Here is a 14,403-nt window from a genome sequence, read left to right as displayed (position 1 = left end):
AAAGGCTCAATTAACTCAACAATCGACCTCACATTGAGCCGTTCTGCAATATTATTCTGCCCTGCTCTCGCTAAAGTGAACCCGTTACCACACGAGGAGTCACCCGATGAAATTGCTCAAACAGAGTGCCCTGTTGCCACTGCTCTGCCTGACGGCCATGCCAGCCTTTGCCATGACCCTAAAGAGCACGGACATTCACGAAGGCCAGCTGATGGACAAACAGTTCAGCTTCAACGGCTTTGGCTGCAGCGGCGACAACCACTCGCCCCAGCTGAGTTGGCAGGATCTGCCGGCAGGCACCAAGAGTGTTGCCATCACCGCCTATGACCCAGATGCCCCCACCGGCAGCGGTTGGTGGCACTGGCTGGTGGTTAACCTGCCTGCCACCCAGAGCGAACTGGCCAGCAATGCCTCCGGCAAGCTCAAGCAGGGATTGGAGATCCGCACCGACTTTGGCAGCCAGGGTTATGGCGGCCCCTGCCCGCCCGCTGGTCACGGCATGCACCGCTATCAGTTCACCGCCTGGGCCCTGCCCCATGATCTCGAGGTAAAGGCTGATACCCCGCCGGCTATGGTAGGCTACATGCTCAACAGCATGGCGCTCGGCAAAGCCACCCTGACCGCCACCTTCGTCACCCCCTAGGAGCCAACCGGATGAGCACTCCCCTGCTGCAACAGAGCCACTATCTCGGGATCCGCCAGCAGCCCCTGCACCGGGTGCTCATCTATGCCCCGACCCTTATATGGGTCACCCAGGGGAGCAAGCAACTATGGTGGCGCGAGCGACGTCTGTCGTTTGACAGGGAGCGGTGGCTGCTGATCCCGGCAGGCCACCAGCTCACCTTCGTCAATCAGCCGGAGCAGGGCAAGTTTCGCTCCCACGCCATCACGCTGCTCACTCCGCCGCCACCAGAATGGCTGGCCGAGTCAGCCCCTTCCCACGCCGATCTGGAGGAACCTGCCGTCAAGGTCACCCCCGGGCTCGCCTTCTGCTTTGAGCTCATCAGCACCATGGCCGAACGGGGACTGAGCGAGGCGACCCAGGCCGAACTGCTGCGCGGCTTCTATGCCGAGCTGCGGGCCGCCAACGCCCTCGGGTTGCTCTTTCCCGCCAGCACCATGACCCTCGCAGAGCGGCTGGCACGCTACCTGGCGGTGGAACCCGGCATCGACCACACCCTGGAGGCGGTGGCCCCCCACTTCTCCATGAGCCGCGCCTCCATGGTGCGCAAGCTGGCCGCCGAAGGTCGCAGCTTTCGCCAGTTGCTGGCTCAGGTGCGCATGAGCCACGCCCTCAACCTGTTGCAACAGGGCCTGACCCCGCTGGAGGTCGCCCTCGCCTGCGGTTATGACTCCCCCAGCCGCTTTGCCGCCCGCTTTAAACAGGAGTTCGGCCTGACGCCCCACCAATACCTGCACACCTGCCCTGCCAGATTGGCGAGCAACAACAAGTAAAACATTACTTAAAACCAACTCTGTGTAACCTGATGTAACCCGGTGATCCCGCTCACATTGCCACCTCTTCAGAGTGTGATCTCGCGCCAGCGCTCCCTTTTCCCTTGCCATACAATGGCTACCGAACACCTTTTCACTAAAAATAAGCGTAAAAAATCTTCCTTTTAACCTACATAAACGGAATTGGAGCGAGCGATGTTTCGTAAAACTTTACTCTCGGTAGCCCTCGGCACCGCCCTGTTCGGACTGACTGCCTGCAACGATAACCAGACAGAGAGCAGCACAGTCGCCAAACCGGAGCAGGCCATCCAGTACAAGGACGTGATCGACCGTCGGGGAACACCGACCCAATTCCGCGACTTTGACAGCTACTCCAACCTCAAATACAACCCGCTGCTCGATCTGGGGGCCTGGCACGGTTTCCTGCTGCCTGCCAGCGACAAGGAGTGGGGGGGCTTTACCGGCCCCATGGTCATCTCGGAGGAGTACAGCCTCTTCTTTGCCAGCGAGCTGGACAAGCTCACCCTGAGCGATGCGAGCGGCCGCCCGTTCCCGCTCACCAGCGCCCGCAAGCAGGAGGTGTACGCCATTCCCGGTGCGCTGGTGCAACGCTTCGAGTTTGAGCCCTTCACGCTGGAGCTGGAGCTGCGTTATGGCGATGCCCGCACCGCTCTTATCCGCACCCGACTCATCAATCAGACCGATGCACCGCTCACCCTCAACCTCAACTGGCAGGGCGAGTTGCTCAATCAATGGGATGCCAAGGATACGATTGCCAGCAAATATCCAGGCTGGACTCGCACCATCAGCGAGAGCGACAAAGGAATCGAATTCCAGTTCGGCAAACTGCGCAGCACCTGGAACATCATGCAGAGCGGCAGCGCCCGCTATCGCATCGACCGCACCCTGCCAAGTCGCACCACCCTCGACCAGAAGACACTGGGCTACCAAAGTGATGCCAGCATTACCCTGGCCGCCAAGGGGAGCGAGGATATCTACACCCTGCAGAGCTATCTCCACTCCGCAGATGACGCCAGCCGCCATCAACAGAGCCGTCAGGCACTGCTGGCCAACCCGGCCAGCTATTTTGCCGACTCCATCCGCCGCTGGGAGGGCTACCTTGCCAAGGGTCTCTCCAATCAGGGGATCCCCGAGTCGGAGCGCCGCATCGCCGTCAAGGCGATGGAGACCCTCAACGGCAACTGGCGCTCCCCGGCTGGCGCCATCCTCCACGACGGGGTAACCCCCTCCAATACAGCACGCTGGTTCGACGGCGTCTGGGCCTGGGACAGCTGGAAGCACGCCTATGCCATGGCGCACTTCAACCCTGAGGTAGCCAAGAACAACGTGCGCGCCATGTATGACTATCAGGTACAGCCGGATGATCCGGTGCGACCACAGGATGCGGGCATGGTGATCGACGCTGTCTTCTACAACAAGCTGGCGGATCGCGGTGGCGATGGCGGCAACTGGAACGAGCGCGACACCAAGCCGCCCCTCTCCGCCTGGGCCATCTGGGAAATCTACAGCGCCACCAAGGACAAGGCCTTTATCGCCGAGATGTATCCCAAGCTGCAGGCCTACCACGACTGGTGGTACCGCGCGCGGGACAACAACCGCAACGGCATCATCGAATATGGCGCCACCAAGCATGTGGAGCACAATGACGAGTACGGCAATATCACCTTCAAAGTGCAGTACTCCAACGGTATTCCCGCCGGGCTGGATCTCTCCAGCTGTACCAGTGAGGGGGATGGCTGGTATGCCTGCGCCGGTATGCCGCTCTATCAACAGGTGTTGAACGTGGGCGGGTACAGCGACATGGATATCGGTGCCCAGCACGGCGCCGGTTGGGAGTCAGGCATGGACAACGCCGCCCGCTTCGGCTTTATCGAACCGGGCCAGCTGCAACGCTATGCCGACAAGACCTATGGCGGAGATTTGGCCAAGGCACGTCAGGACTGGAACGTCGCCTTCTTTGAAAACCATCAGGACAATGGCGATTTGATCGGTTTCTCCATCGATCAGGAGTCAGTGGAGCTCAACGCCTTCCTCGCCAAAGAGAAACGCATTCTGGCAGACATGGCCGACCTGCTTGGCAAGCCGGACGACGCGAGCCGCTACCGCGATGGCGCGGCCCAGCTGGCTGGTTACATCAACAGCTGCATGTTCGATGAGGCGTCAGGCTTCTATTACGATCGTCAGATTGCTCAGGGGGATGTTGCTGACGGCAACGGCTGCGTCGGCAAATTGCTGACTGCTCGCGGCCGTGGTCCGGAAGGGTGGAGCCCGCTCTGGGCAGAGGTCGCAGACAAGGAGAAAGCGGCGCGGGTGCGTGAGGTGATGCTCAACGCCCAGGAGTTCAACACAAAGATCCCGCTGGGCACAGCCGCGCTGACCAACCCGGCCTACGACCCCAATATCTACTGGCGCGGCCGGGTATGGCTCGATCAGTTCTACTTCGGGGTGAAGGGGCTGGAGAACTACGGCTACCGCAGCGATGCCGAGGCTCTGGTCAACAAGCTATTCAACAACGCAGAGGGCTTGGCGGGCAGCGGCCCCATCCGCGAAAACTACAATCCGGAGACCGGCGCCATGCAGGGGGCAAGCAACTTCAGCTGGAGCTCGGCCCACCTCTATATGCTCTATCGCAACTTCCTGAAACCACAGGCGTAAGCTTGCTCCACCATGCAAAAGGCCTCCGGATGGAGGCCTTTCTGTTTTCACTCAAGTTGCACTCACACAATACCCGCCACACGGCAGGTACGGGCTCGTCTTAGCCGGTCGTGAGCGGCAGAGAGAGGCGTTTGGCCAGTGCCTGGAAGTGCTGGCTCACCTCAGCCCCGAACAGGGGGTCGCCAATGGCGCGGTTCTGCCAGTTTTGCTCCAGATGACGCCAGTCATCCTCGGTCAGGGAGTCACGCAGATGGGGGAAGATCACCCCCTCTTCATAGTTCATGTGTGCCTCTTGCAATTCCACGAAGCGCTCCAGCTTGGTAGTGAACTGATCGAGGGGGATCACCGCATCCATCAGGATCATCTCCACCATCTCCTTGAGATCGGCCCCGGCCTCCAGCAGCTTGACGTGCTCCTCCTGCAGCCGGTTGGCGACCTCTCCTTCCACCACCCGATATTTCAGGTAGTAGTCATAGATGAGATCTTCCTTGGGATGATGGTACTTGTCAGAGACCTCCCGCAGGTAGTCGATGACATCGCGCACCAGAAAATAGCTGATGGGCTCTTCGGCACGAATGGCTGCCAGCTTGTGCTTGAGCAGCTCCAAAAGTCGGGCGATGTTGAGATGGTCCTTGTGCAGACTGGATAACATGGGCACTCCTTGGCTCTGAATTAATCTTATGTCCCTGAGTATACGGTCATTTGTCGCCCGAACTTTGCACTCAATCAAGTGGGATGCAGACAGATTTCCACTCTATCGGACTCTTGCCCTGTTGTTCCAGCAAGCGATTGGTCTCGCTAAAGTGACCGCAACCGATGAAACCGCGGTGGGCAGAGAGTGGGCTCGGGTGCGGCGCGGTCAGCACATAGTGGCGCTGGCGGTCGATGAAACGTCCCTTCTTCTGGGCGTGGGCACCCCACAGCAGGAACACCACACCCTGACAACTGGCATTGATCTGCTCGATGACCCGATCGGTAAAGGTCTCCCATCCCAGATGGGCGTGGGAATGGGCCTGACCAGCCTGCACCGTCAGCACAGTGTTGAGCAGCAAGACACCTTGTTTGGCCCAGGATTCGAGAAAGCCGTGATTGGGTGTGACGAAACCTGGCAGGTCACGCTGCATCTCTTTATAGATGTTGACCAGTGAGGGGGGCGTACGCACGCCGGGCAGCACGGAGAAGCAGAGACCGTGCGCCTGATTGGGGCCATGGTAGGGATCCTGCCCCAGGATCACCACCTTGACCTGATCCAGCTCGGTCAGCTTGAAGGCATTGAACACATCGGTGGCTGGCGGATAGATCACCTTGCCCGCTTCCCGCTCGGCTCTGACAGTTGCCAGCGTACTCTTGAAATAGTCCTGCTCTTTCTCAGAGCCAATCACATCACTCCAGGTCAGCACCCCGGCCTCCTCACTTGATACGGCGAAGGGCTCAGGATAGGGGGCCAGCCCGCAAGACGCAACCGTGGCTCACGCTTTCCAGAGCCTGGCTAGGCGCCCTGAGCGCTCCAGCTTGCGCAGGCCGGTATTGAACAGCAGCATCAGACGGCGCGCCTCGGGATCTGCCTTGCGCATCAGCAGGTATCCCGGTTGCGACCAGATGGGGTCAGCGGCACCGGTCAGTGACAGCGATTGGGGATGACGAACGAGCGCCTGCTGGAACAGAGTCTGTGCCACCTGCTCATCCATCACCAGATAGTGGATCCGCCCGTCAAGCAGCTTGCCCATGCTCTGCTCATCGGAATCTGACCACTCGAGGGTGAGCCCGGCTTGGCGGGCGGCAAAACCATCGCCATAGAAATAGCCACGGGTCACCCCGACCGGCTCGTGTTTCAGCTCACCCAGATTGACCGCGGGCGTACCGGTCAGCGTCATCAGGCGAGTGGTGAAATGGCCGAGCGAGGCGGAGAGATAGAAAAGCTGCTCCCGCTCACGGGAGCGAAACCAGGGCATGGTGACCACATAGCGCCCCTCCAGAGTCAGTCGGTAAGCCTCGGCCCAGGAATAGAAGTGAAAGCTGACATCGAGCCCCTCTTCGGCAAAGGCCTGACGCACCACCTCACAGAGAAAGCCCTGATTGGGCAGCGCCTCACTGATATAAGGTGGCCACTCGCCCACAGCAATACGCACCGTCTCGGCCCGTACCGCAACACTGCTTGCCCAGCAACAGAACAGGGCCAGCCATGCCCACTTTCGCCACCCATTATTCACCCAGCACTCTCCTCGCTTTTTTTTGCTGAGTGTAGCCAACCCCTCAATTAACCTCAGAAAAAAAGCCGAAAAGATGTAGTTAAATTACTAGATTAACGAGTTAAAAGATGCATAATTTGGATATCTTACAAAATCAGAAAAATGACCTATTTTTGATTCAACTCAAGAATTTAATCCCATTTAAATGGCGCTTTGTCGGATTTTCTTGATCTAGATCAATTTTGGTAATATTACCACCGTGGTATATATGACCCCATCAAAGAAAAGGTGTAAGGCAAGGGCCCTTTAAGTCATCGCCATCGACGGTAGCTTAAATACATCAGGGTAATTTCCTTACAGTTGGATTCGCGTTCCCATTGAGGAGTCATACCATGATCAAAGGCATTCAAATCACCCAGGCCGCCAACACCGCTCTGCTGAACTCTTTCTGGCTGCTGGACGAAGAGAAGCAACAAGCTCGCTGCATCTGCGTCAAAGGCGATGCTTTCGCTGCCGATCAAGAAGTGCAACTGGCTGACCTGGGTCAGTTCGAATACCGCGAACTGCCGGTTCAGGCTGAGCCTGCTGTTGAAGGTGGCCAGCACCTGAACGTCAACGTGCTGCGTCGCGAAACTCTGGAAGATGCTATCGAAAACCCGGAGAAGTACCCGCAGCTGACCATCCGTGTATCTGGCTACGCAGTGCGTTTCAACGCCCTGACCCCGGAACAGCAGCGTGACGTGGTTACCCGTACTTTCACCCAGAGCCTGTAATCAGCGCCCTGCAGTGAAAAGCTGATACTTGCGGTATCAGCACAAAAAAACGGCCGATTGGCCGTTTTTTTATTGCCCCCGCACCAGCCAACGCGGCCATGCGGGGGAAACAGCGCTTACGCCCTGTCCGCTTCCAGTTGCCCGACCTTGCCGCCGAGCACTGCATCCATTTTCTTCTCGTCCAGCTGCTTGCAGTATTTGGCGACCACCACGGTGGCAACCCCGTTACCGATCAGGTTGGTCAACGCCCGCGCTTCGGACATAAAACGGTCGATCCCCAGGATCAGCGCCAAACCAGCCAGTGGCAGATGGCCCACCGCCGAAATAGTCGCCGCCAGCACGATAAAGCCACTACCAGTTACCCCCGCCGCCCCTTTCGAGGAGATCAGCAGTACCACCAGCAGGGTGATCTGTTGGAACAGATCCAGCGGCGTATTGGTAGCCTGGGCGATAAAAATCGCCGCCATGGTCAGATAGATGGAGGTGCCATCCAGGTTAAAGGAGTACCCGGTCGGAATGACCAGCCCCACCACCGATTTCTGGCAACCCAGCTTCTCCATCTTGTCCAGCATCCGCGGCAGTACCGACTCGGAAGAGGAGGTCCCCAGCACGATCAGCAACTCCTCACGAATGTAGGAGATGAAACGCAGGATGCTAAAACCTGAGGCTTTAGCGATGCTGCCCAGCACAATGAAGATAAAGAAGAGGCAGGTGAGATAGAAGCAGGCAATAAGCTGGCCCAGCTGTACCAGTGAACCTACTCCATATTTGCCGATGGTAAATGCCATTGCCCCGAATGCACCGACCGGCGCCAGTCTCATTATCATATTGATAATGCCAAATATGACTTTGGAGAAACTGTCGATGACGCCGAAAATAATCTGTCCCTTTTCACCGATATGATGCAGGGAGAAGCCGAACAGCACCGCAAACAGTAACACCTGCAAGATATTACCGCTGGCAAAGGCACCGATCACACTGCCCGGAATAATATCCAGCAAAAAGGCAATAATGCCCTGGGACTTGGCCTGCTCCGCATAGGCGGAGATAGCGCTGGCATCCAGCGCAGCCGGATCGACGTTCATACCGGCACCCGGTTGCAGCAGGTTGACCACACACAGCCCGATGATCAAGGCGATAGTGCTGACCACCTCGAAGTAGAGCAGAGCAATGGCGCCGGTCTTGCCGACCGCCTTCATACTCTCCATCCCGGCAATGCCGGTAACCACGGTACAGAAAATAACGGGGGCGATGATCATCTTGATCAATTTGACGAAGCCATCACCGAGGGGCTTCATATCGGCGCCCAGTTCCGGATAGACATGCCCCAGAAATACCCCGAGGGTAATCGCGAGCAATACCTGAAAATAGAGGCTGCTAAATAGTTTCTTTCGCATTATTAACGTCCTGTTAATTTAATTGCACATTGTTATGGCAGCAATAAACATGCAGATAGCCGGACGAGATATCTGCGTACCTCACCCGATCCATGCTGTTTCTGCATTACTACGGGGACCACTTTACATGTAATAAAAAACAATTAAGAGACATTAATAACACAACAAAATTAACACCATTAACACCACGGCAACCAACAATTGTTTGCTCACAGATTAATTTGAGTCTTCAACTAAATATGGCAGATATAAAAATACCCCGCATTGCGGGGCATTTTCATCAGGCATGACAGCGTCGGGATCAGGCCGAAGTATCGAGGGGTTCGAAGCCCTTGATCAGGTCATCGATGGCCTTCATCTGTTTGAGGAAGCCTTCCAGCTTCTCCAGCGGCAGAGCGCTCGGGCCATCGCAGCGGGCAATTTTCGGATCCGGGTGGGATTCGATAAAGAGACCGGCCAGACCGACCGCCATGCCGGCGCGCGCCAGCTCGGTCACCTGCTCGCGACGGCCACCGGAGGCGGCACCCAGCGGATCACGGCACTGCAGGGAGTGGGTCACGTCAAAGATCACCGGATAGCCACCGGTGCTCTTCTTCATCACCCCCAGACCCAGCATGTCCACCACCAGGTTGTCGTAGCCGAAATTGGCACCGCGCTCGCAGAGGATCAGCTGATCGTTGCCGCACTCCTCGAACTTGTCGGTGATGTTCTTCATCTGACTTGGGCTGAGGAACTGTGGCTTCTTGATGTTGATAACGTTGCCGGTGCGGGCCATGGCTTCCACCAGATCGGTCTGGCGTGCCAGGAAAGCGGGCAGCTGGATAACGTCAACCACCTCGGCGACCGGCTTGGCCTGATGGGGTTCATGCAGATCGGAGATGACCGGCATGCCGAAGGTCGCTTTCAGCTCCTGGAAAATCTTCATCCCCTCTTCCAGACCCGGACCGCGGTAGGAGTGGATGGAGGAGCGGTTGGCCTTGTCCCAGCTCGCCTTGAAGACAAACGGGATGCCCAGCTTGCTGGTCACTTCCACGTACTTCTCGCACACTGCCATCGCCATGTCGCGGGATTCCAGCACGTTCATGCCACCAAACAGCACGAAGGGTTTGTCATTGGCAACGTCGATCTGGTTGATCTTGATATTCTTCTGTTCCATCTAAGACTTCCTTAATGAAGGGGCCTGAAGCCAAGTTACTCCGTTGCAGCCGAGCGCTGCGGCCTTGATATTCTTCTGTTTCAACTCCAAGACATCCTTAATAAAAGGGCCTGAAGCCAAGTTACTCCGTTGCGACCGGACGCAGCGGCCTTGATATTCTTCTGTTTCAGTTTCAAGCCGCCCTTAATGGAGGGGCTTGGGGCTCAGATCCAGCGCGGCCAGCTGCACTTTCAGCACATCGGCCACCGGATCGTCCGGGCATTGTTCAATAAAATATTCAAAATCGTCGGCGGCCTGGCGCGGGCAATCGAGCTGCTCGTAGATAAAGCCGCGATCCCGCGTCTCCAGCGGATCGCCAGGCTTCATCCGCAGCAACAGCTCGCTGCAACGCAGCGCCTCGGGCATGCGGTCTTCCCGCAGCAGGGCACCCTTGCTGACATTGAGCAGCCGTTCGATGATCTCCCACTGGCCGGAGGGTTGCAGGTAGTCGGGGGTCAGGGTCGCCAAGTCCCCCAACGCGCCGCGCAGCAGCAGCTCGATGCGGGCCAGGCTCAGCTCATCGCCGGTAAAGGGATCGACATAGACCTCCCCCTCGCCACCGGCAAAGCTCACCAGGAAGTGGCCGGGGAAGCAGATCCCCTCTACATCGAGCCCGAGCTTGCGCCCCAGCTGAATGATGAGAATGCCGAGGCTGACCGGGATCCCCTTGCGCTGAACCAGCACCTGATTGAGGTCACAGTTGTTGGCAGAGAAATAATCCTGCCAATCGCCATGAAAACCGAGGCTGTGGTAGAAGCCTTGCAGCAACTGCTGGCGCACCTCGTCGCAGGTGCCCTCTTCAATCTGCTCGTCCAGCCACTCGTCCAGCAGGTTCAACTCGCGGATCCCCTCCTCGACCGAGCCATAAATCTCGTCGCTGACTGACAACGCCAGCTCGGTGATGTCGTGGGCTTCGAAATCGGTCCATTCGTCTATGTGTAACATTCTCTTCATGCCTTAGCCGAACACACTCGTCTGTTTGAGCACTGCCAACTTGGCAATAAAGTAGATCCAGCCGAGCGCCCCCAGAAAGGAGCACCAGCGTACCAGATTGCTTTTGGCCAGCCGCAGCGCCATCGCCGCCAGAAATACCAGCACCAGAATGGCCATCAGCTTCTCGCTGAGCCAGGGCGTTCCGTTATTGAGCGGGTTGAGATCCAGCACCATGCAGAGCAATACGCCGGAGAGCACCACCAGACCGTTGAGCCAGCCGCTGACCTTCATCACCGGCGCGCTATAGGCACGGCCAGTGGCGGTCTGTACCCAGTAGAAGCGGAGCATAAACATCAGCACGGCCCCGGCAATCAGGGTGAGGTGCAGGTGTTTGAGCACAAAAACCATATTCAATCCTTGCATGGGGGCGCACAGGCAACCCGCCGTGTAACAGTGAGGAACCGTCAGCGCAGCGGGCAGAGGCCCAGCGTCACCCTGTCGTTATCCCCGTAATCGCGCACCGTGGCTACCTCGCGGTAGCCGCCATCGCGCAGCAACTGACGCACCGCCTCCCCCTGATCCCAGCCATGCTCCAGCAGCAACCAGCCGTCAGGCAACAGATAAGCGGGGGCATGGGCCACGATGTGGCGGATATCGGCCAGACCGGCGTCATCGGCAACCAGCGCCGAGCGGGGTTCAAAGCGCACATCACCCTGCTCGAGATGGGGATCGGCGCCATCAATATAGGGGGGATTGGAGACAATCACCGCAAAACGTGGCGTATTGTCGCGATCCGGCTCGCCAAGGGGCTCGAACCAGCTGCCGTCGCGCACCTCGATGGGTAACCCCAGCGCGGCGCTGTTCTCGCGGGCCAGCGCCGCGGCATCGGCCATCCGATCCACCGCCCACACATCGATTTCGGGCCGCTCGGACTTGAGCGCCAGCGCGATAGCGCCGGTGCCGGTGCCGAGATCCAGCACGGCGCACGGCCCCTGCGGGATTCTGGTCAGCGCCTGCTCGACCAGCACCTCGGTATCGGGGCGCGGGATCAGGGTCGCCGGGCTCACCTTGAGGGGCAGCGACCAGAACTCCCGCTCGCCCACCAGATGGGCGATGGGTTCGCCGTTGAGACGACGAGCCAGCCACCCCTGCAGGGTGGCCTGCTGGGCGGCATCCAGCTCACGCTCAGGCCAGGTCATCAGATAGCTGCGACGACACCCGAGCAGATGACAGAGCAGTACATCGGCATCGGCGCGGGGGGACTCCCCCTCAGCCAACACAGTCATGATATGGGCGCGGGCCTGCTGGATCTGCATCAGTGCCACTCCACCTTATGGGCAGAACACTTAATGCGAGCTTGCCGGATCACCATTTGCATCAGTTGTTCTCGGCCAGCGAGGCGAGCTGATCGGCCTGATACTCCTGCACCAGCGGAGTGATAACGCAGTCTAGATCCCCTTCCAAAATTTCGGAGAGGCGATAGAGGGTCAGGTTGATGCGGTGCTCGGAGAGGCGGCCCTGCGGGTAGTTGTAGGTACGGATGCGCTCGGAGCGATCGCCGGAGCCCACCAGATTGCGGCGGGTGCTCTGCTCGGCGGCGCGGTGGCGCTCATCCTCGGCCGCTTGCAGGCGGGCGGAGAGCACCGACATCGCCTTGGCGCGGTTCTTGTGCTGGGAGCGCTCGTCCTGACACTCCACCACCAGACCGGTCGGCAGGTGGGTGATGCGGATGGCCGAGTCGGTCTTGTTGACGTGCTGACCACCGGCACCGGAGGCGCGGAAGGTGTCGATCTTCAGATCGGAAGGGTTGATCTCGATCTGCTCGGCTTCCGGCACTTCCGGCAACACGGCGACGGTACAGGCGGAGGTGTGCACGCGGCCCTGAGATTCGGTCTCCGGCACCCGTTGTACCCGGTGACCACCGGATTCAAACTTGAGGCGGCCATAGACGCGCTCGCCGTCGATCTTGGCGATGACCTCCTTGTAGCCACCGTATTCACCGTCGTTGCAGCTGACGATGGAGACGCGCCAGCCCTGACGCTCGGCAAACCGTGAATACATGCGGAACAGGTCACCGGCAAAGATGGCCGCTTCGTCGCCACCGGCACCGGCGCGGATCTCCAAATAGCAGTTGTTGTCATCCTTGGGATCCTTGGGCAGCAACATCAGTTGCAGCTCCTGCTCCAGCGCCTCCAGATTGGCCTTGGCGAGCGGCAGCTCCTCCTGCGCCATCTCGCGCAGGTCGGCATCGTCCTCTTCCAGCATCATCTGGGTGGTCTCCAGATCATCCTGAGCCTGACGGTAACGCTGGAAGGCGTGAACGATATCTTCCAGCTGGGCATATTCGCGGGTCAGGGCGCGGTAGCGATCCTGATCCGAGACCACATCCGGCTCGCCGAGCATGGCCTGTACTTCTTCGTGGCGCTCGATGAGGCCTTCCAGCTTTCTGATCAGTGACGGATTCATAACTCTTGCATTCTCAATGGAGGACGAGACAACCGGCAGGTTGCCCGAAAATTATGGCTCTTGTGACAACCCCAGCGCCTGCCGCAAGCGGGAGAGCTCGCTCTGATCCCCCTGGGAGGCAGCCTGGCGCAACGCCTGGGTCGGCGCGTGGATCAATTTGTTGGTGAGGCGATGGGCCATCGCCTTGAGCGCCTGTTCGGCACTCTCGCCCTGCGCCAATGCCAGCAGGGCCCGTTGCAGCTCTTCATCAGCCACTTGCTGGGACTGATGGCGATAATCGCGAATGAGGTCGACCGAGCTCTGGCCGCGATACCAGCCCATAAACTCGTCACGCTCCTCCTGCACGATCACTTCCGCCTGTGCGGCAGCCCGTTTACGGGTTTCGAGGTTCTGCTCGATGATCCCCTGCAAATCATCCACCGTGTAGAGATAGGCATCGGAGAGCTCATCGACTTCGGCTTCGATGTCGCGCGGCACGGCAATATCCACCAGAAACATGGGTTTGAAGCGGCGGGCCTTCAGCGCGCGCTCCACCATCCCCTTGCCGATGATGGGCAATGGGCTGGCGGTCGAACTGATGACAATATCCGCCTCGTGCAGATAGTCGGGGATCTCTTCGAGCGTCATCACCTGGGCACCGAATTCGGCTGCCAAGGTCTGGGCACGCTGCAGGGTGCGGTTAGCCACCATCATCTTGGTGACGTTCTGCTCGCGCAGATGACGGGCCACCAGTTCAATGGTCTCCCCCGCCCCGACCAGCAGCACCTTGGTCTGGGAGAGATCGGAGAAGATCCGCCGACCCAGACTGACGGCAGCAAACGCCACCGACACTGCACTGGCACCAATCTCGGTATCGGTACGCACTCTTTTCGCCACCGAGAAGGATTTCTGGAACAGCCGCTCCAGCGCCCCCTTCACCGACTCCGCCTGCTGGGCGTGAGCGTAGGATTGCTTGATCTGCCCCAGGATCTGCGGCTCCCCCAACACCAGCGAGTCGAGCCCGCACGCCACCCGCATCAGGTGGCGCACCGCTTCTTCATCGTGATGCTGATAGATGGCAGTGACCAGTTCGGCCGCGTCCAGCCCGTGGAACTGCTGCAGCCAGCGCAGCACTTGCTCCTGCCGCGCCTCCTCCAGATTGCAATAGAGTTCGGTCCGGTTGCAGGTGGAGACGATCACCGCCTCGCTGACACCAGGTTGGCTCACCAGCTCACGCAAGGCGCGATCGATGCAGTCCGGGCCAAAGGCGACCCGTTCCCGCAAGGCGACACTGGCGGTGTTGTGGTTGATTCCGAGGGCAAGCAAACTCATGAGTGGGC

Annotated in this window: 14 protein-coding genes; 4 read left to right on the top strand and 10 right to left on the bottom strand. The window is 59.0% G+C overall.

Annotated features, from left to right (window positions below; genetic code table 11):
• Positions 1-106: 106 nt before the first annotated feature.
• From AB5Y83_RS18215 to ygjK, 3 genes are all read left to right on the top strand, one after another.
• Positions 107-643 carry a YbhB/YbcL family Raf kinase inhibitor-like protein gene (locus AB5Y83_RS18215; RefSeq protein ID WP_005353872.1) on the top strand — a complete coding sequence of 179 codons (537 nt, stop codon included), beginning with the start codon at positions 107-109 and terminating at the stop codon, positions 641-643.
• An 11-nt stretch (positions 644-654) separates the two neighbouring features.
• Complete coding sequence (locus AB5Y83_RS18210) at positions 655-1,455, top strand: helix-turn-helix transcriptional regulator (protein WP_368175702.1); 801 nt, start codon at positions 655-657, stop codon at positions 1,453-1,455.
• Between the two features lie 195 nt (positions 1,456-1,650).
• Positions 1,651-4,131 (top strand): alpha-glucosidase, encoded by a 2,481-nt coding sequence (gene ygjK / locus AB5Y83_RS18205; protein ID WP_368175701.1) that lies wholly within the window; start codon positions 1,651-1,653, stop codon positions 4,129-4,131.
• Positions 4,132-4,231: 100 nt separating this feature from the next.
• Here the strand turns inward: ygjK and AB5Y83_RS18200 are convergent, their stop codons facing one another.
• The 3 genes from AB5Y83_RS18200 to AB5Y83_RS18190 all read right to left on the bottom strand — a co-directional run bounded on the left by AB5Y83_RS18200 (position 4,232) and on the right by AB5Y83_RS18190 (position 6,341).
• A complete protein-coding gene (locus AB5Y83_RS18200; protein WP_005353878.1) occupies positions 4,232-4,783 on the bottom strand; it encodes a hemerythrin domain-containing protein in 552 nt (183 codons plus the stop codon).
• A gap of 70 nt (positions 4,784-4,853) precedes the next feature.
• The gene (gene ung, locus AB5Y83_RS18195) at positions 4,854-5,531 is read right to left on the bottom strand and encodes a uracil-DNA glycosylase (RefSeq protein ID WP_005353881.1); all 678 of its coding nucleotides are present in this window, start codon (positions 5,529-5,531) and stop codon (positions 4,854-4,856) included.
• A gap of 69 nt (positions 5,532-5,600) precedes the next feature.
• Positions 5,601-6,341: an ABC transporter substrate-binding protein gene (locus tag AB5Y83_RS18190; protein WP_058055670.1), complete on the bottom strand. Its 741-nt coding sequence runs from the start codon at positions 6,339-6,341 to the stop codon at positions 5,601-5,603.
• Positions 6,342-6,712: 371 nt separating this feature from the next.
• On the opposite strand from AB5Y83_RS18190, the gene grcA reads away from it, so the two are divergent.
• The gene (gene grcA / locus AB5Y83_RS18185) at positions 6,713-7,093 is read left to right on the top strand and encodes an autonomous glycyl radical cofactor GrcA (RefSeq protein ID WP_005334936.1); all 381 of its coding nucleotides are present in this window, start codon (positions 6,713-6,715) and stop codon (positions 7,091-7,093) included.
• A 116-nt stretch (positions 7,094-7,209) separates the two neighbouring features.
• Here the strand turns inward: grcA and AB5Y83_RS18180 are convergent, their stop codons facing one another.
• The 7 genes from AB5Y83_RS18180 to hemA all read right to left on the bottom strand — a co-directional run bounded on the left by AB5Y83_RS18180 (position 7,210) and on the right by hemA (position 14,395).
• Positions 7,210-8,490 (bottom strand): dicarboxylate/amino acid:cation symporter, encoded by a 1,281-nt coding sequence (locus AB5Y83_RS18180; RefSeq protein ID WP_058059198.1) that lies wholly within the window; start codon positions 8,488-8,490, stop codon positions 7,210-7,212.
• Positions 8,491-8,791: 301 nt separating this feature from the next.
• Complete coding sequence (gene kdsA, locus AB5Y83_RS18175) at positions 8,792-9,646, bottom strand: 3-deoxy-8-phosphooctulonate synthase (RefSeq protein ID WP_005334937.1); 855 nt, start codon at positions 9,644-9,646, stop codon at positions 8,792-8,794.
• A gap of 183 nt (positions 9,647-9,829) precedes the next feature.
• Entirely contained in the window at positions 9,830-10,630 is an 801-nt protein-coding gene (locus AB5Y83_RS18170; protein WP_005362204.1) for a SirB1 family protein, read from the bottom strand.
• A gap of 12 nt (positions 10,631-10,642) precedes the next feature.
• Positions 10,643-11,026: a SirB2 family protein gene (locus AB5Y83_RS18165; protein ID WP_005334939.1), complete on the bottom strand. Its 384-nt coding sequence runs from the start codon at positions 11,024-11,026 to the stop codon at positions 10,643-10,645.
• Between the two features lie 56 nt (positions 11,027-11,082).
• Positions 11,083-11,934, bottom strand: coding sequence for a peptide chain release factor N(5)-glutamine methyltransferase (gene prmC / locus AB5Y83_RS18160; RefSeq protein ID WP_368175700.1), 852 nt, complete (start codon positions 11,932-11,934; stop codon positions 11,083-11,085).
• A 61-nt stretch (positions 11,935-11,995) separates the two neighbouring features.
• On the bottom strand, positions 11,996-13,084 hold the full coding sequence (gene prfA, locus AB5Y83_RS18155) for a peptide chain release factor 1 (protein WP_005353897.1): 1,089 nt from the start codon (positions 13,082-13,084) through the stop codon (positions 11,996-11,998).
• 51 nt (positions 13,085-13,135) lie between these two features.
• A complete protein-coding gene (gene hemA / locus AB5Y83_RS18150; protein WP_139476479.1) occupies positions 13,136-14,395 on the bottom strand; it encodes a glutamyl-tRNA reductase in 1,260 nt (419 codons plus the stop codon).
• Positions 14,396-14,403: the final 8 nt, after the last annotated feature.

It is taken from the genome of Aeromonas sp. R5-4, assembly GCF_040908215.1.
In the GTDB taxonomy this organism is placed as follows: Bacteria; Pseudomonadota; Gammaproteobacteria; order Enterobacterales; family Aeromonadaceae; genus Aeromonas; species Aeromonas veronii.
Note: the sequence above shows the minus strand (reverse complement) of the source record. Positions and strands in the feature narration are given on the sequence as shown.